Source organism: Streptomyces sp. SA15, assembly GCF_002291145.1.
Classification (GTDB): Bacteria; Actinomycetota; Actinomycetes; order Streptomycetales; family Streptomycetaceae; genus Streptomyces.
The window spans coordinates 440,596-458,169 of sequence record NZ_NTGE01000099.1 but is presented as its reverse complement, the minus strand read 5'-3'; the positions used below and the strand labels follow the sequence as shown (position 1 = coordinate 458,169).

14 protein-coding genes and 1 pseudogene are annotated in these 17,574 nt (G+C 71.7%); 6 read left to right on the top strand and 9 right to left on the bottom strand.

Translation table 11 applies throughout. The features are described 5' to 3' along the window. Positions 1-117: 117 nt before the first annotated feature. Entirely contained in the window at positions 118-1,653 is a 1,536-nt protein-coding gene (locus tag CLM62_RS22210) for a VWA domain-containing protein (RefSeq protein WP_095751607.1), read from the bottom strand. Between the two features lie 285 nt (positions 1,654-1,938). Between CLM62_RS22210 and CLM62_RS22205 the strand changes: the two genes are divergently transcribed. Then, positions 1,939-4,014, top strand: a complete 2,076-nt coding sequence (locus CLM62_RS22205) for a PhoX family protein (protein WP_179382191.1) — start codon at positions 1,939-1,941, stop codon at positions 4,012-4,014. 69 nt (positions 4,015-4,083) lie between these two features. On the opposite strand, the gene CLM62_RS22200 is transcribed toward CLM62_RS22205, so the two are convergent. From CLM62_RS22200 to CLM62_RS22195, 3 genes are read right to left on the bottom strand one after another with little or no spacing between them, the layout of a single operon-like run. After that, the gene (locus CLM62_RS22200) at positions 4,084-6,039 is read right to left on the bottom strand and encodes an FUSC family protein (RefSeq protein ID WP_095751606.1); all 1,956 of its coding nucleotides are present in this window, start codon (positions 6,037-6,039) and stop codon (positions 4,084-4,086) included. Positions 6,040-6,068: 29 nt separating this feature from the next. Next, entirely contained in the window at positions 6,069-6,221 is a 153-nt protein-coding gene (locus CLM62_RS50165; RefSeq protein WP_179382158.1) for a hypothetical protein, read from the bottom strand. Between the two features lie 10 nt (positions 6,222-6,231). Then, positions 6,232-7,026: an alpha/beta fold hydrolase gene (locus CLM62_RS22195; protein WP_095751605.1), complete on the bottom strand. Its 795-nt coding sequence runs from the start codon at positions 7,024-7,026 to the stop codon at positions 6,232-6,234. Between the two features lie 127 nt (positions 7,027-7,153). Here CLM62_RS22195 and CLM62_RS22190 point away from each other — a divergent pair, with 127 nt between their 5' ends. Continuing rightward, positions 7,154-8,479: a PLP-dependent aminotransferase family protein gene (locus CLM62_RS22190; RefSeq protein ID WP_095751604.1), complete on the top strand. Its 1,326-nt coding sequence runs from the start codon at positions 7,154-7,156 to the stop codon at positions 8,477-8,479. Here the strand turns inward: CLM62_RS22190 and CLM62_RS22185 are convergent. Further along, positions 8,394-8,798 (bottom strand): annotated as a pseudogene (locus tag CLM62_RS22185) (hypothetical protein); the annotation flags it as partial. The gene CLM62_RS22190 and the pseudogene CLM62_RS22185 overlap by 86 nt on opposite strands. A gap of 128 nt (positions 8,799-8,926) precedes the next feature. Next, positions 8,927-9,376: a hypothetical protein gene (locus tag CLM62_RS22180; protein ID WP_095751603.1), complete on the bottom strand. Its 450-nt coding sequence runs from the start codon at positions 9,374-9,376 to the stop codon at positions 8,927-8,929. Between the two features lie 181 nt (positions 9,377-9,557). Between CLM62_RS22180 and CLM62_RS22175 the strand changes: the two genes are divergently transcribed. Next, on the top strand, positions 9,558-10,784 hold the full coding sequence (locus tag CLM62_RS22175) for a PP2C family protein-serine/threonine phosphatase (protein ID WP_373559175.1): 1,227 nt from the start codon (positions 9,558-9,560) through the stop codon (positions 10,782-10,784). A gap of 83 nt (positions 10,785-10,867) precedes the next feature. After that, positions 10,868-12,310 carry a hypothetical protein gene (locus tag CLM62_RS22170; RefSeq protein WP_095751602.1) on the top strand — a complete coding sequence of 481 codons (1,443 nt, stop codon included), beginning with the start codon at positions 10,868-10,870 and terminating at the stop codon, positions 12,308-12,310. Here CLM62_RS22170 and CLM62_RS22165 read toward each other — a convergent pair. Beyond that, positions 12,273-13,541 carry an amidohydrolase gene (locus tag CLM62_RS22165; RefSeq protein WP_095751601.1) on the bottom strand — a complete coding sequence of 423 codons (1,269 nt, stop codon included), beginning with the start codon at positions 13,539-13,541 and terminating at the stop codon, positions 12,273-12,275. The two genes, CLM62_RS22170 and CLM62_RS22165, sit on opposite strands and share 38 nt — an antisense overlap. Before the next feature lie 97 nt (positions 13,542-13,638). Beyond that, the gene (locus tag CLM62_RS22160) at positions 13,639-14,457 is read right to left on the bottom strand and encodes an NPP1 family protein (RefSeq protein WP_095751600.1); all 819 of its coding nucleotides are present in this window, start codon (positions 14,455-14,457) and stop codon (positions 13,639-13,641) included. A gap of 845 nt (positions 14,458-15,302) precedes the next feature. Here CLM62_RS22160 and CLM62_RS22155 point away from each other — a divergent pair. After that, positions 15,303-15,860 (top strand): Uma2 family endonuclease, encoded by a 558-nt coding sequence (locus tag CLM62_RS22155; protein WP_257004011.1) that lies wholly within the window; start codon positions 15,303-15,305, stop codon positions 15,858-15,860. Positions 15,861-15,916: 56 nt separating this feature from the next. On the opposite strand, the gene CLM62_RS50160 is transcribed toward CLM62_RS22155, so the two are convergent. Then, complete coding sequence (locus tag CLM62_RS50160; protein WP_179382184.1) at positions 15,917-16,087, bottom strand: hypothetical protein; 171 nt, start codon at positions 16,085-16,087, stop codon at positions 15,917-15,919. 98 nt (positions 16,088-16,185) lie between these two features. On the opposite strand from CLM62_RS50160, the gene CLM62_RS22150 reads away from it, so the two are divergent. Next, entirely contained in the window at positions 16,186-17,529 is a 1,344-nt protein-coding gene (locus tag CLM62_RS22150; protein WP_095751598.1) for a tetratricopeptide repeat protein, read from the top strand. The last annotated feature ends 45 nt before the right edge of the window (positions 17,530-17,574 follow it).

The window sequence follows — 17,574 nt, the reverse complement described above, 5'->3', positions numbered from 1 at the left end:
GCCGCCCGCTTCCCGTTTTGCGGGGTGGGAAGGGGCGGCCTGGGTGGTGCGGGGAGCTGTGGTGCCGGTGGTGGTCGTGGTGGCCGTGGTGGTAGTGGTGGGGGTGCGGTGGCGTGGTTACGGGCGCCAGGTTGCGAGTACGCCCTCGTAGAGCTCGGCGTCCGTGAGCTCGCGGGGGGTCGGGCCCGCGTGGAAGAAGGACGTGTTGTCGGTCTTCAGTTTGCGGAGGTAGTCGAAGGCCTTGTTGTCGTGCTCGCCGAAGGCGACGAAGGAGAAGAAGACGGAGGGGTGGTTGGCCGCCGCGTCCGTGAGGGACTGGGTTGCGGGGGTCTTGGCGTCGGGGGCGCCGTCCGTCTGGAAGATCACCAGGGCGGGGTGGCCGGCTGCTTCCTTGGTGTGGTGCGTGAGGACGTCTTCTACGGCTGCGTGGTAGCTGGTACGGCCCATGCGGCCGAGGGTGGCGTGTACCTCGTCGATCTTGTTCTCGTGGTCGGTGAGGGTGAGGTCGGCGGTGCCGTCCACTTCCGTGGAGAAGAAGGTGACGTGGACGGTGGCGTCGAGGGCCTCGGGGTCGAGGTGGGCGGCGAGGGCGAGGGTCTGCTCGGCGAGGGCCTGGGCGGAGCCGTCCTTGTAGTACGGGCGCATGGAGGCGGAGCGGTCGAGGACGAGGTAGACCTTGGCTCGGGTGCCGGTGAGGTTCTTTGTCTCGAGGGCGGTGGCGGCGGCTTTGTAGGCGGTGGCCAGGCCAGGTGCCTGCGGCAGCGGGGCGTCGTCTGCGGCCTCGGCTTCGCGGGTTGCCTGCGGCTGCGGGGCCTCCGCTACGGCCTCGGCTTCGCGGGTTGCCTGCGGCTGCGGGGCCTCCGCTACGGCCTCGGCTTCGCCTTCGGCCTTGTTGTTCCCACCCGCACCACCCGTGCTGCTTTCGTTGTCGGGTGCGGGTGGCCCCGGTGGGGTGTCCTCGCCGTCGGCGGCTGACGGCTCTGGGGTGGGGACCGGTTCGGGGGTGACCTCGGCGGTCGGCTCCGGCTCCGGCTCGGCGGTCGGCTCCGGCTCGGGAACGGCCTCCGCAGCCTCCAGCGGCTCCTCGGACACCGCTGCTTTCTCTACCGGCGCCTCGGCCTCTACCGGCGCCTCGGCCTCTACCGGCGCCTGGGCCTCTACCGGCGCCTGGGCCTCTACCGGCGCCTGGGCCTCTACCGGCGCCTGGGCCTTCACCGGCCCCTCAGCGACCGGCTCCGGCGTCGGCTCGGGCTTCTCCGCCGCTGCCTCCGCTGCCTTCTCCGCCGTCGCCTTCTCCGCCTTAGGCGCCTCCGTCGGCTTCGTCGGTGCCGGGACCGTCACCTTGTCGAAGGCGGCCGCGACCAGGTCGTGTTCCTCCTTCGTGGACAGCGTGGATGTCCGGGGCTCGGGTCCCGGTGCCGTCGGCTTCGGGTCGGGGGTGGGCTCCGTCGACGGGGACGGGACCTTCGGTGCCGCCTCCTGCGCGGCAACGTGCTCCGCCTCCTGCGGAACAGCCCGCTCCGCCACCTGCGGAACAGTCCGCTCCGCCTCCGGCGAAACAGTCCGCTCGGCCTCCTGCGAAGGAACCGCCTCGGACCCAGTCACCTTGCGTGACCGGCCGAATGCGTTCCGCAAGAGAGTGAGAATGCCCATGTGCGCAACCCTTCGCGTGAGTTGAAGCCCGTCAATCGCTGGCCAGGACGGACACGTAAGGTTAGCGGCCCCAGACGGCGATCTTGGGCAGGGGCGGGCGCCGACCGCCCCTGACGTCAAGGCCTACATCAGGACGCCGTCGGTCGGCAGCTCGGCAGGACGGCCAACTGGGTTACATCCACCCCGGGTTCACTCTTAGTTCACCGTCGCGCCCCGCTCCCGCACAAACGCACGCCTACCGTCCGTCACGCTGGATTAAAGGGGAAGCAAATGGGGAGAGTAAAAGTGCGCATGCAGTTGCCGTTGATCAGCACCTCGAACGAGTCGCATCCCGGCGGACGATCCGCCCTGACCTGCCGTTTCCGGTGTGGTGACGCCTGTTTCCACGAGGTGCCCAACACCTCCGCCAACACGTACGTCGGCGATGTCATCGCCGGCGCGCTCAGCCGCCGTTCGATGATGCGGGCCGCCGCCGTCGTCACCGTGGCCACCGCCGCCGGTGCCGCCGTGGCCCAGCCCGTCGCCGCGGCCGAAAACAGCGCCACCACCGGAACGACGACGCACAAGCCGGGCACCTCCAAGGGCGCGCGCGGGCTGCGGTTCGCCGCCGTCGCGCCCAACACCGCCGACGTCGTGACCGTGCCGGACGGGTACCAGCAGAACGTCGTCATCCGCTGGGGCGAGCCCATCCTGCGTGGCGCGCCCGCCTTCGACCCGGACAAGCAGACCGCCGCCGCCCAGGCCGGTCAGTTCGGGTACAACAACGACTTCCTTGCCTTGCTGCCCCTCCCGGGGGAGCGGAACCGGCAGCTGCTCGTCGCCAATCATGAGTACACCGATGAGGTGCTCATGTTCCGGGGGTACGACAGCGTCAACCCCACCCGTGAGCAGGTCGAGATCGCCTGGGCCGCCCACGGACTGTCCGCCGTCGTCGTCGAGGAGGACCGCAGGACCGGGAAGCTCACCCCCGTGCCCCGGCACCACCTCAACCGCCGCGTCACCGCCACCACCGAGTTCAAGGTCACCGGGCCCGCCGCCGGGTCCGAGCTGCTGAAGACCTCCGCCGACCCTTCCGGCCGCAAGGTCCTCGGCACCCTCAACAACTGCGCGGGCGGCACGACCCCCTGGGGCACCACCCTCCACGGCGAGGAGAACTTCAACCAGTACTTCGCCAACGCCGGCCGTGCCACCGACAAGCGGTACGGCATCGGTACCGCCGCGAGTGAGCGCAAGTGGGAGCGGTTCGACAAGCGGTTCGACGTCGCCCAGGAGCCGAACGAGGTGCACCGCTTCGGGTACGTCGTCGAGCTCGACCCGTACGACCCCACCTCCACGCCCCGCAAGCACACCGCGCTCGGCCGGTTCAAGCACGAGGGCGCGACCGTGCGGCTCACCCACGACGGGCGGCCGGTCGTCTACTCCGGTGACGACGAGCGCTTCGACTACATGTACAAGTTCGTCGGCAGCAAGCGGATGAAGCAGGGGCACTCGCGGGCCGTGCGGGAGCACAATCTCTCGCTGCTCGACGAGGGGACGCTGTACGTCGCCAAGCTGACCGGTGACTCCCCCGCCATCGAGATCGACGGCACGGGCAAGCTGCCGGCCGACGGCGAGTTCGACGGCAGTGGCGAGTGGATCCCGCTGGTCACCGCGACCGCCAAGGGTGCCGTCTCGCACGTCGAGGGCATGACCGCCGAGGAGGTCTGCGTCTTCACGCGCCTCGCCGGTGACAAGGTCGGCGCCACCAAGATGGACCGGCCCGAGGACATCGAGCCGAACCCGCACACCGGCAAGGTGTACGTCGCCCTCACCAACAACTCCAACCGCGGTGTCGGTACGAACGCCAAGGCCGACGAGGCCAACCCGCGCAACGCCAACAAGCACGGGCACGTCCTGGAGCTGACCGAGCGCTGGAACCAGGCCGACAGCACCAAGTTCGCCTGGTCGCTGTTCCTGGTCGCCGGTGACCCGAAGGACCCGGCGACCTACTTCGCCGGCTTCCCGAAGGACAAGGTCAGCCAGATCTCCTGCCCGGACAACGTGGCCTTCGACTCGTACGGCAACCTGTGGATCTCCACCGACGGCGCCCAGCTCGGTTCGCACGACGGGCTGTTCGGGGTTGCCACGAAGGGTGAGCGGCGTGGTGAGCTCAAGCAGTTCCTGACCGTGCCGAAGGGTGCGGAGACCTGCGGTCCGGTCATCCAGGACCGGCGCGTGCTGGTCGCCGTACAGCACCCCGGCGAGCTCGACGGCGCGTCCCTCGAGAAGCCCGCCAGCACCTGGCCCGACGGGCCCGGCAAGATCGTTCGCCCGTCGGTCGTGGCGGTGTGGCGCAAGGACGGCTGCGACATCGGCGTCTGAGCGGTCTGAGCGGTTAGAGCAGTCTGAGCAGCAGCACTCCCGGCGATCGCGTCCCCACCCTGAGAGGTCTCAGTGCGGTGACGCGATCGCCCTCGCCGCCGCCACCTCCTGCCTGAGCGGCTCCAGCAACTTGCCGGACGGCCCGGTGAGGTCCGTACGCACCGCGTACAGCACCTCCACCTCCCGTAGGCCCTCCGCCAACTCCCGCAGCTGCAAGGCCACTTGACCTACCTCGGCCTCCGACGGTGGTGGCGCCCCGTGCCGTACCCGCACCCGGGCCGCCGTCGTCGCGTCCACGATGCGTTCGACGGCGACGACCAGCGGCCACCAGGCCGCGGCCCGGCGACCGGTCGGCGGCGGCTCGGTCAGGGCACGCTGGAACTCCGTACGGATGACGGAGAGGTCGCGGTAGAGGCGGCGGCGCATACGGGCGCGAGCGGGTGGGTCGACGGCCTCGACCCCCGGCGCGCCGAACGCGCCCTCCACATAGCGCGCGGTGTCCGCGACCGCGTCCGCGAGGCGGTCGCCGACCCGCGTGTGCCAGCTCTCCGGCCAGAGGAGATAGCCCGCCACTAGTGCGATTCCGCAGCCGATGAGCGAGTCCACCAGGCGAGGCAGCAGCAGGGCCGTGCCCTGGTGGTTCAGGACGTCCGACAGGAGGAGGATCACCGGGGTGATCGCCGCCGTCTGGTAGCCGTACCCGCGTGGCGTGAGCGCCGGGATCAGCGGGGCGAGCAGGAGCATCACCGGTACGTCCCACCAGCCCCGCGGCACCTGCGAAAGGACCGCGGCCGCGATCACCAGCCCGGCCACCGTGCCCAGCGCGCGCAGCAGCGCCCGGGAGAAGACCGAACCGAAGTCCGGCTTCAGTACGAAGGTGATGGTCAGGGCCACCCAGTAGGAGCGGGGGACGGAGATGATCGAGACGAAGGCCTGGGCCAGGCCGATGCACAGGGCGAGGCGCAGGCCGTAGCGCCAGGAGGCCGCGGAGAGGGCCACGTTGCGGGCGGCGCGGGCCGCGCGGATGCTCAGGGCGGCGGGCCTGCCGAGACGGTCGTCGATGCCTCGCGGGTCCACGTCCGGCGAGGTCACGACCTCGGCCGCATGGCGCAGGGCGTGGTCGACCGCCCGCGAGGTCTCGGTCACCGGGACGGGGAGTTTGAGGCCTATCGGACCGGTGTAGCCGGTCTCCACGGCCTGGGCGAGGTGGCGAACGGCCTCCTGCGCCTCGGACGGGAGCGCGTGGCCCGCGAGGTGGGCGGCCGGGGCGGCCTCGACGACCGGGGTGATGGCGTTCAGCTGGGCGAGCAGGCGGGTCAGCTCGGGGCTGCGGCCGTGGTGGCGGGCGCGGCGGGCGAGGATGAGGTCGTACGCCTGGTTGAGGGACTGGGTGACGGCATGGCGGGCCTCGTCGTACTCCTCCGTCCGGTCCGTCCCGCTGACGGTGAGCAGGTCGGCCACCGTCCGGTACGCGCCCGCGACCGCCGCCCGTTCCGGCACCCCCGACCTGAGCGGCCAGGCCAGCAGGGCGAGGACCAGGACGAGCAGGCCGCCGCCGGTCATCAGGGCCGGGGCCAGCCACCACTCGCCGGGCATGGCGAGGCCCGCGCCCACTACGGAGTTCAGGAGCAGCAGCAGTCCCGATACGGAGGCCACCGCGCCGATCGTCGAGATCATCCCGGAGACGAGCGCGACGCCGGTGACGGCGGCGACGGCGAGCCAGCCGTGGCCGTAGACCAGCGAACCGAGCGTGATGCCGACGGCGCCGAAGAGCTGCGGGATCGCGATGTTGAGGATCCGCATGCGGTAGGCGTCGGCCGTGTCGCCGATGACGCCGGAGAGGGCGCCCATGGAGCCGATGGCGCCGTACGTCGGCTCGTCGGCGGCGATTCCGATCGCCAGGGGGAGGGCCATCGCGATGGCGGCGCGGGCGACGGCGGGCCAGTTGACCGGCGCCGGCTGTGGTTGGAGGTTCCTCACCAGCCAGTCGGGAGGTGTGAGGCCGATGGGGAACTCTCGGGACATGCGCCCATTATGAGCTGCCCATTTCATCCTCATCCCCGCTGGTGAAGCGCGATGTCCACGACCAGCGCACGGTGGTCGGTGACTCCGTCGGTGACTCCGTCGGTGTCGGCGGCCCGGCATACGACGACGAGGCTCACCCCGGCGAACAGCAGGGCGGCGAGCCATCGTCCGGGGTCGGTCACGGAGAGGAGGTTACGAGCGGCCGTCCACCCGTGCCAGGAATTCCCCGAGCACCCGGTTGAACGCCTCCGCCCGCTCCAGGTTCGGCATGTGCGCCGCCCCCTCGATCACCCGCAGCGTCGAGTCGGGGAGGACGGCGTGCATGTCCTCCGCGTCGGCGACCGGCGTGTACGCGTCGTCGGCGCCCACGACGACCAGCGCGGGGACCGTGACGCGGGTGAGCAGGTCGCGGTAGTCGGGGCGGGCGGCGCGGGCGCGCAGGGCCGCGGCGGCGCCCTCCGGGGGAGCGGTCGTCATCATGCGGTGGACGTGCTCCTTGACGCGCGCGTCCGCGTACGGGGCGACCATCTTCTCTAGGACCTCGTCGGCGTATCCCCGCATGCCCTCCCGCAGGAGACGGTCCGCCATGGCGTTGCGGGCCTTCGCTCCCTCCGGTGTCTCCGCCGCCGGGAAGGTGTCGGCGAGGACCAGTCCCCGGATGCGGTCCGGGAACTGCCGGTAGCAGTCCATCGCGATCTGGCCTCCCATGGACAGGCCGACCAGCACGAACGTCTCCACCTTCACCTCGTCGAGCAGCGCCTCGATGTCCTCGGCGAACTGCGCGAAGCCCGTGACGCCGGAGGTCCGCGGGGAGGCGCCGTAGCCGCGCAGGTCGGGGGCGATCACCCGGCGCTCGGTGGCGAACGTCTCGATCTGCGGGGCCCACATCGTGCGGTCGAAGGGGTGGCCGTGGACGAGGACGAGGGGTGCCATGGCATGATCGGCGCCTTTGTCCTCGTATGCGAGGAACACCGGGAAAGGGGTCATGTGGACGACCCTAGGCCGCCTCAACTCATCGGTGCAATAAGATCTTTGCCCTCGGTGCAATCCGACCTGCCTGCCCGACCTGCCTGCCCGACCTGCTTGTCCGACCTGCTCTTCCGAAGGGGGCCTTGTGGACGACTACCGGCGCATCGCCGACCGGCTCGCCGACGACATCGCCGCCGGACGGCTGGGGCCCGGCGAACGGCTGCCTCCGCAGCGGCTGTTCGCGCGGCGGCGCGGGATCGCCGGGTCGACGGCGGGGCGGGTGTACGGCGAACTCGTGCGGCGGGGGCTGGTCGTCGGGGAGGTCGGTCGCGGCACCTTCGTGCGGGCGACTCCGGCGGAGCCGGGGGCCGGGCGGGGACTCACCGAGCCCGCGACCACCGCCCCCGTCAACCTGGAGCTCAACTACCCTTCCGCGCCCGGCCAGTCCGAGCTCCTCGCCCCCACCCTCGCGCCCCTGCTCCGCCCCGACGTCCTGACCGAGGCCATGCGCCCCGCGCCCGCCGATGGCACCCCGTCGGCCAGGGAGACCGCCGCATCCCTCCTCGCGACTGCGGGATGGCACCCCAGCCCCTACTGGCTCCTCTTCACGGGCAACGCCCGCCAGGCCATCGCCGCGACCCTCGCCTCCCTCGTCCGCCCCGGTGGCCGCGTCGGCGTCGAGCCGCTGACGTATCCCGTGGTCAAGGAGATCGCCGCACGGCTCGGCATCACGCTGGTGCCGCTCACGGCGGACGAGGACGGCCCGCGCCCCGAGTCCGTCGCCGCCGCTCACCGCAGCGCGCCCCTCTCCGCCCTGTACGTCCAGCCGACGCTGCACAATCCGACGTCCCTGACCATGAGCGAGGAGCGGCGACGTCACCTCGCGGACGTCGTCATCGACTTGGGCATCCCCGTCGTGGAGGACCGCATCTGGTCCTTCCTGGCCGACGGCGACCCCTTCGCCGTGCACGCGCCCCGCCTCACCCACGTCGTCGACGGTCTGTCGAAACGCGTCGCTCCCGGGCTCACCGTCGGATTCGCCGTCGTACCGCCGTACCGGGGCGAGGCCGTGGCGGACGCGATCCGGTCCGGCGGGTGGGGTGCGGGCCGGTTCGCGATGGAGGCGGCCGTACGGTGGATCGAGGACGGGACGGTGGAGCGGCTGGTCGCGGCGAAGCGGGCGGACGCGGCGCACCGGCAGCGGATCCTCCGGGAGGAGCTGCACGGCTTCTCCGTACGGTCCGATCCGCGCGCCTACTACGCCTGGTGGGAGCTGCCCGCGCCCTGGCGCGCCGACACCTTCACGGCCGCCGCGGCGGCGCACGGCATCGCCGTCACGCCCGGCCCGGCCTTCGCCGTCGACCCCGGCCGCACGCCGGACGCGGTCAGGCTCGGACTCGCATCGGCCGCTGTACCGGATCTGCGGCGGGCGCTGCGGACGCTCGCCGGCGTCGCACGAGAGGTCCGCTGAGCCGGCAGGTCACGGCCACCGTGAGACCGAGGGCGACCAGCAGCCGGGAGACCGTGCGCAGGGTGGAGGTGAGGGCGTCGTAGAGCGCGCCGGCGGCCGGCTGGTGGGCCGGGTCGTGCAGGTCGGCCAGGGTGAGGCGGCGGCCGACGGCGACCGCGAGGGCGAGGAAGGCGCCGCCCAGTGCCGTGCCGAGCGCGGTGGCCGTGACCGCGCGGCGGCGACAGGCCGCGAGGGCGATGCCGGCGACGGCGAGCACGGCGGCCGTGACGGGCAGCCAGACAGCGGCGATGTCGAGCACGTGGAGTCCCTTCCGGAGCCGAGGGCACCCTTCCAGGCAAGACCCGCGGGGGCGGGTGTGCGAGCTGCGGGACTGCAAACGGGTGGATAAGGGGTCCTTGCACTATGCCCGCCCGGGTCGCGCGGTCTGGAACCGCCGGCCCCGTCGGCTCAGCGGATGCGGTTCCCCTCCGCGTCCTCGCGTGTGTAGTAGCGGTAGAAGAACACCGCGAAGATCGCCGCCGTGATGACCAGACCCAGGACCACGGACGCCCAGACGCCGGCGCCGCCCTGGCTGTAGAGGAAGCCGATCGCCGCCCCGGCGAAGGCCGACTTCGTCAGTGAGTGCAGTTCGCGCATCAGGCGCGGGGCCAGTACCGCCACGGCGATGCAGAGCACGATGAACGCGAGCGCGGTGACGAAGCCGAACAGCACGTTCTCGCCGGTGATCGGCCCGCCGTCGCGCCGGTTGGCCGCCGCCCAGTAGCCGTAGAGGAGCCCGAGGGCGACGGGTATCGCATACCTCGCCACCCTGTGGAACCGCTCGCTGAAGATGTCGGGCGGGCGGGCCGGCCTGACGACCGTACGGCGCGTCTCGCGCGTGCCGCGTATACCGGGCATTCCGTGGGTTCCGTGGGTTCCGTGTGTTCCGCCGGGCGTGGGTGCCGTGTGAGCCATGAGAGCACTCCTCTCTCTCCTCGCCCCCGCCTACCAGAGCACACCTGGGGACACGCCCTGGCAAGTCCGTGGAAAGGACGCGGGAAGGGATGCGGGCGCCGCGGGCCCATGCTTCGCTGAGCCCGTGAGCGGCCGAGTACTGAGACCGGCGGGCGGTCGCCGGAGTGTCCTCGCCCGGCTGCCCCGCGTGGGGCAGGAGGACGTCCTGGGACCGCACCAGATGCTGCGCGTCCGGGGCCGCAGCGTCGCCTGGATGCCGCCGCTGCTGCTGCTCGGCGCGATCGCGGCGGTCGACTTCAACACCAGCGGCGAGTTCCGGATCATCTCCTGGATCGTGCTGGTGCCCGGCATCGCCGCCGCGATCTGCGGGATGTGGGGCACGGCCGGGTTCGCCGTCCTCGCGGTCGTCACGTACGTCCTCGCGGACAGCGCCTGGCCGCACCAGTACCAGACCGGTCTGCCCGACTTCATCCTCGTCGCCGTCGGCGGCGTCCTCGCCCTGCTGGCCTGCGAGGTACGGCTGCGCGGCGAGCGCAGCATGCTGCACATGCGGGACATCGCCGACACCACCCGCCGTACCGTTCTGCGGGACCTTCCGCCCGTCTGGGGCGGCCTCGAGCACGCGGCCGTCTATCTCGCCGCCGACAGCCAGGCCCGCGTCGGCGGCGACTTCTACGACATCCAGCCCGGCCTGCACGGCACCCGCGTCCTCCTCGGCGACGTGCAGGGCAAGGGGCTCGGCGCGGTCGAGGCGGCGGCCGCGCTGCTCGGCACGTTTCGCGAGGCCGGCTACCACGAGCCGGACCTGGCGACGGTCGCCGAACGCCTGGAGATCCGCATGCGCCGGCACGACCTGCTCGTCACGGCCCTCGGCCGGGAGGACGGCGACCGGTTCGCGACGGCCGTGCTGCTCGGCTTCCCGGCGGACGGGCGCGAGGAGGTGGAGGCCGTCGTCTTCGGCCACGAACCGCCGCTGGCGGTCGGTCCCGACGGCGTACGGCCCCTGCCGCCCGGCGGCGGCCTTCCGCTGGGCCTGGGAGAACTCGCCGCCGGCCTGCCGCCCGTGCACCGCGTGCCCCTCGCCCCCGGCACGACCCTGCTGCTGACCACGGACGGCGTGACCGAGGCCCGCGACGGTGACGGGCTGTTCTACCCGCTCACCGACGAGGTGGCCCGCGCCGTCGCCGCCGACCCGCGCGCCGCCGATCCCGGCCGACTGGTCGCCTTCGTGCGGGACGGCACGCTGCGGCACTGCGGCGGACGGCTGGCCGACGACACGACGGTGTTCGCCGTGCGCCGGGCCGACGAGTCCGCTGACGAGTCCGCTCGAAAGGGACGTTTGCAGTCCTGAGGCCCCCCTTTGCAGCCGCAGCGGTTACGGTGCTGACGTACGAGATCGACTGGGGACATCGACGGGGAATTGGGGAGGGACCGATGCCCGGAACCGTGCTGCTGCTCGCCGCCGCGCCAGTGGGCAAGGGCTGTCTGGTGGACGCGGCCTCCGTGCTCCCCGTCCTCGCGGCCGTGCCGCCCGCCGTGCTGTCCGGCACCGACACCGCGAACGTCGTCGAACTCGCCGACCCGCTGGAACCGCAGGCCGTCCTCACGCGGTTGCGTGCCGCGGCGGCGGCCCCGGGGCCGCTCACCGTCTTCGTCACCGGGCAGCTTCTTCTGGACCGCCGTCAGCATCTGCCCCATCTGGCGCTGGCCCGCACGACCACGGCCACGGTCCGCTACACCGGCCTCCCCTGGCAATGGATCCGGGAGGAACTGCGGCTGCGGCAGGCGGGGACGACGACACTCGTGCTCGACCTGCACGCGGACGCGGAGACCTGGGAGTGGCTGCGGTCGCATCCGCTGGACTGCGGTCGCAACATCGCGGTGTACGGCCGTGTGGCGCCGCCGCCTTCTCGGCGGACGGTGGGTGCGCCGACGTACATGAAGGCCGTGGCGACGATTTTGCGGAGTGGGCACCGGCCTGCCGTACCGGAGCTGCATCAGCAGGTGTTGGCTCGGCTGGGCGATGAGGTGTACAGGGACGTGGTGCTGGGCGTGCCGGGCGTCGGGGTGCCTGGTGTTGGGGTGCCTGGTGTTGGGGTTGCCGTCCCTGCTGGGGGCTTCGCCCCCAGACCCCCGTATCGGCCTGAACGGCCTCGTCCTCAAACTCCCCCACCCTCGGCTTCGCTCGAGCGGGGGGACCCCCACGACGGGCTGAGTGACGCTGACCGGTCTCGAGAAGGTGCTGTCGGCCGGTCCGGAGGAAGTGACGCTGACCGGTCCGGAGGAAGTGACGCTGACCGGTCCGGAGCAAGTGACACCGGCCGGTCCGGAGCAAGTGACACCGGCCGGTCCCGAGGAAGTGACACCGGCCGGTCCGTGGCAGCGGCTGCCGCCCGGTCCGTGGCAGGTGCCGCCGCCCGGCAGGCGGACAGCGAGGCCGCCCGGCCCGCGCATGACGACCCCCACGCCTACATCACCGCAGCCGTTCAGTCCGGCCGCCACACCGACGCCGACGCCCTCGCCGCCGAGCACGAGCAGGCCGCCGTGCGCGCCCACGGTGCCGGCTCCGAACAGGCCCTCCACTGGGCCGAAGTCCGCGCGGACCTGGCGATGTTCGCCGGGGACCCGGTCCGTAGCTGTCGTACCTGGCTGGCCGTGGCCACCGCCAGGCTGGGCGCCGGTCAGACGCCGGACACGCCCGCCGTCGAGGCGGCCGTCGACCGGGCCCACCACCAGTGGGGGCAGATCCGCGACGCGGACTCCGCCCGTGAACTCGGGTTCGCGCTCGCGCAGTTGCGCGGCCGGGTGCCCGGCCGTCGCGAGGGTGCACTGGAGAACATCAAACAGCAGCTGAGCCAGTTGCAGACCCAGAACTGACCAGCATCGCCAACGCCCCCGACACCAGTGTCCGCACGCCCGGCGCCACCGTCGACAGGTCCGGCGCGAAGTGGGGGCTGTGGTTGCTGGGCACGGACTCGGAGCGCGTCAGCAGGTCGGCACCCGGAGCGGCGTCCCACAGCTCGGGCGGGGTGGAGGTCACGAACCAGAAGGCGTACGGCAGCTTGCCCTCCGCGAGCCGGGAGAAGTCCTCGCTGCCCATGGCCGGGCCCGGGTCGAAGACCGTATCGGCGCCGAAGACCTCGCGGTGCACGGCGGCGACCCGGCGGTCGGTCTCCGCGTCGTTCACCGTCACCGGGAACGAGTTGCCCAGGGTCACCTCGGGGTCGCGCGGACAGCCCGCGGCCCGGCACTCGCCCTCGGCGATACGGCTGATCGCGGCGACCATCCGGTCCCGGACCGCCTCGGACTGCGTACGGAGGTTGAGGGAGATGCGGGCCGTGGAGGGGATGATGTTGGCGGCCGTGCCCGCCTCGATGCGTCCCACGGTCAGGACGGCCGGCTCACGCGGGGCGATCTCCCGGCTGACGACGGTCTGCAGCCGCGTCACGATGTAGGCGGCCGTGACGACGGGGTCCACGGTCGTCTCGGGGCGCGACCCGTGTCCGCCCCGCCCGTGCACCAGGATGTCGACGTCCGTGGTCGCCGACAGGATCAGCCCCGGCACATGCGCGTACCGGCCCACCGGGCCCGGCGCCACGTGCTGGCCGAGCAGGACGTCCGGGCGCGGGAAACGGTCGTACAGCCCGTCCGCGACCATCGCCTCCGCGCCCTCGCCGGTCTCCTCCGCGGGCTGTCCGACGATCAGCAGCGTCCCGGACCAGGTGTCCCGGCCGGCGGCCAGCGCCTCGGCCGCTCCCGCCAGCCAGGTCACGTGCAGGTCGTGCCCGCAGGCGTGCATCAGGCCCGGCGTCTCGGAGGCGTACGGCAGCCCGGTCAGCTCCTGGACCGGCAGCGCGTCCATGTCGGCGCGCAGCAGCACCGTCGGCCCGTCGCCGTTGCGCAGCAGACCGGCGACTCCTGTGCCGCCGATACCCTCCGCCGTCTCGTATCCCGCGCGGGTGAGGCGCTCGGTGAGTTTGGCCGCCGTCCGGTGTTCCCGGAAGGACAGCTCGGGATGGCGGTGCAGGTCCCGGTAGAAGTCCTCCAGGGCGGACATCGGGAGGTCGGCGGTGAGGTCCAGCGCGGTGCGGGCGGCGGGAGACGTCATGGAGGCAGCGTAGGTGGGGGCGGTGTAAAGGGGAGGAAAAGCCCCCGGCGGGACAGGGGGGAGTGGTCCGCCGAGGGCCGCTGGTGCGGGCCGGGCGTCAGCTCCAGGCGTTGAAGGTGATGCCGGACGGCTTGGCCTTGTTCAGGGTGTTCCGGAAGCGGTCGTTCTTGTCCTGGAGCGGGAAGTTGGCCTGGCCCCAGTCGGAGTTCGCCAGCGCGTTGAAGGCCGTGCGGTTCCTGCTCCACAGGGTGTCGTAGGGGACCAGGGCCGGACGGTCCCAGGCCCCGTTGCCCCACGCCTCCGCCCGCTCGCCCGCACCGGCGAAGCGGAACGAGTGCGTGCCGAGCTCGCCCTCCTTGTGGTAGACGACCTTGAAGCGCTTGCCCTCCCGCTCCACGTCGTTGAACCGCTTGGTGGTGTAGTTGCCGTGGGCGGAGGTGGACACGTAGCTGGGCCACTCGTCGTTGCCGTGGTACCAGACCACGGCGGCTTCCCACTCGTGCCGGTGCCCGATGTCGAAGACGAGGTTGCCCTGGTCCTTCTCGGAGTAGAGGGTGTAGACGATGCCGCACCAGCCGCTGCCGTTGTCGCACTTGGCCCGCGAGTAGGTGTTGGCCTTGCCGAGGTGGTCGCGCCCGCAGCCGCCGTTGAGCGCTCCGGAGTTGTTGAGGCCGCCGTTGAGCCTGCCGCTCGCGTCGACGGCGGCGGCGGGGTAGCAGCCGTCGGAGTCGTAGTCGAAGAACGGCTGGAACATCTCCTGCTTCGGGGCGCCGTCGCCCATGTAGGGGAAGGGCGTCAGCAGGGCGGCGTGGGCGCTGCCGGTCAGGCCGACGGTCAGGGCGGTGGCGGTGGCGGCCACGAGCGCGGCCTTGCCGAGACGGGACTTCGATCTCTTCTTCTTGACTGCCTGAGACATGCGGGGGCTCTCCAGAGGCTCGGTCCGTGAGGGGTGGTGCCGCGACGTGAGGTGCTCCGGCGTGGCGCGACCGAGGCTGGCAAGCAGAGGGTTGATCGGCAAGGTCCTTTCATCAGGACAATTCATTCAGCTCGGCTTTTCGAATAACTGTTCTCGCGGGCGTCACCGGCCGTGCCTCTCACGTCGATCGCCGTCCATCTCGCGTTGGCGAAACGGGTGAAACGGCGAAACGGCGAAACACGGAAGTGCAGGCCCATCAATCTGTCGGCTTGGTGTCGCATTCGAACCAGACCGTTTTTCCGGAGTGGTGGGGGCGGTCGCGGGAGTCGGGGAGGTGATGCCATCCCCATCGGTCGGTGACGGCATCGAGGATGAGCAGCCCGCGACCGCCGTCGGCGAGTTCGGTTGTGGGTGCGGATGCGGGTTCGTCCACAGCTGTGGACGACGGTGACTGCGGTGGTCGGGGATCGGTGTCGGTCACCTCCCCGAAGGCGACGCGGAGCGTCAGCGGAGCGCCCTTTACTCGGGTCGTGGAAACGCGACACTGGCCAAGAAGCGAGTGGCCCAACGGCAACGCGGCACGCCGGCTGTTTCGTCGGCGGGGCTGTTCAGTGGGCGGGCAGCGCCTGACAGGCCCCGGCCTGCGGAAACGTACCAGCACACTCGTTCGAGTGAATGGCTCCGGGTTCCCCGGACCTGCTGCCGGTCTACGCTGGGAGGGTCGCGTCGAGCGAAGGAGGTCTGTCATGGCGACGGCGGAGCCGATCATCATGCCTGGATACCAGGGCGAGGCCATTCACGGTCCCTACGATGACCCTGACGGCGACAGCGACGCGGGCAGCGATATGCCCGACGACTCGGATTCGAGCGTGGAGACAGCCTTCGAGCGCATCAATGCGGCGGCCCCCAGGGGCTGGCGCGTGGAGCTGATCGAAGGGGATATCTACGTGACACCGCCGGCCAACGGGGAGCACGAGGAGTTCGTGTCCGAGCTCAGTGCGCAGGCCTATGAACGACGACGTGACCGGCGCCTGCGCAACTACACCGGCATCGGCCTGAATGTCCCCGGCGCATCCGAAACCGGTCACGTCGTCCCCGACATGGTCATCGCCCCCAAAGGCACTTTCGATGACAACGAGGAGTGGCACGAACCGGCAGGTGTCATCCTCGTAGCTGAAGTCACCTCCACCAGCACCGCCGAGCGCGACCGCGAGAAGAAGATCCACGGCTACGCCCGCGCGGGCATCCCCGTCTATCTCCTGATCGACCGGGAGGCGGGCGAGGTCACCGTCTACTCCGACCCGTCCGGTGACGACTACACCAAGGCGCCGAAGCGCAAGCTCGGCCTGGCCGTACCGCTGCCCGCGCCCCTCGGGTTCGAGCTGGACACGGCTGAATTCTGAGCACTGCGGGGGCGACCGTCGCCCGTGGCGAGACTGCGGCGGTTGTACGGCTGTGTCTAGCGGTCGGCCGGAGCCGCGCTCCCGAAGTGGGCGGCCGGTCGCGCCTGCTGTGGCTCCACAGCCTTCGCCGGCCCCGCGTTCGCCGCCAGGACCAGGGCGACGACGGCGATCACGGCGGCGGCGAATCCCCTCGTGTAACGCTGGGTGGTGCTGGTGCGTTCGAGCACGGTGACCTCGCGGCAGCGGTAACTTAAGCGTGCTTAATACGCCGTTTAACCTAGGGGCTGACGGAGCCGAACGGCAAGAGGCGCTAGGGGAGTTGGGCATGTCGGAGCGCGACGACCCGGTGACCATCGGGCGCAGGTTGCAGCAGTTGCGAGTCGAACGCGGGCTGACGCAGAAGCAGTTGGCCGAACCGGCGTACACGCCCGCCTATATCTCGACGCTGGAGGCAGGCCGCGTCCGGCCCTCCGACGACGCGCTCAAGCACCTCGCCGAGCGGCTCGGCGTCGGTTTCGACGAGCTGGCGACCGGGCGGCCGGCCCGCCTCGTCACCGACCTGCGGCTCCGGCTGACCGAGGCCCAGCGCACCCTCGCCACCGGGAAGGCCGAGGCGGCGGCGGAGCAGTACGGCCGGCTGCTCGCCGAGGCGGAGACGCTCGACCTCGACGAGGTGCGGGCCGCCGCGCTGCTCGGGCTCGGGGAATGCGCCCTGGAGACCGGGGAGTTGGCGGCGGGCCGGCTGTTCTTCGAGCGGGCCGAGAAGGCGTTCGGGGACGTGCCGCTGCCCGCCCGGGTCCCGGCCCTGCGCGGACGTGCCGTCTCGCACTACCTGGCGGGCGAACTCCGCTACTCGGTCTACCTGTTGGAGTCGACCCTCGACGAGCTCAACCGCGGCGGCCTGCATGACCCCGACGCGCTGCTCCTCCTCTACGCCAGCGTCATCGGCCCGTACATGGACATGGGCGCGCACGCCCGCGCCGCGCAGGCCGCCGAGCTCGCCCTCGCCCTCGCGCCGCAGGCCGGTGACCCGGCTCTGGTCGCCCGTATGCACCGGTCCGTCGCCCGTACCCTGCTCGCCGAGGGCCGCGTCGCCGAGGCCGACGCCTCGCTGGCCAAGGCCGCCGAGCTGTACCGGCAGCTGCAGCTGCGCACCGAGCTCGCCAACTGTCACTGGATGCGCGGCTACGTCTACGCCCAGAAGGGTGAACTGGAGTCCGCCGAGGGCGAGTTGCGCCAGGCCCTCACCATGCTCTCCGCCAAGCGGGCCTCCCTCTACTCCAGCCAGGTCGCCGTCGAGCTGGCCGACGTACTGCACCGGCGCGGCAGGTCCGAGGAGGCCGCCGCGCTGCTGCACGAGGTGCTCAGCGACCTCAGCTCCGAACGCGGCGCCCTGCACTCCGCCGCCGCACACCGCCTCCTCGGCATCATCGCCGAGGACGCCCGGGACACCGAGACCGCCGAGGAGCACTACGTCCGGGCGCTGAGCCTGCTGGAGCGTGCGGGCGCCGCCGGTGACCTGGCCGACCTGTGCCGGATGCTGGGGGACCTGCTGCGCCGTACCGGCCGGGTGGAGGCGGCGCTGGACGCGTACCGGACGGGACTGGGACACCGTACGGCCCCCGGCACCACCACCCTCGGGCCCGCACCCGCACAGCCTCCTCTGTGACGTATGTGACGAAACCGGGGCGGCGCACAGCGGCTGCGAGGCCGC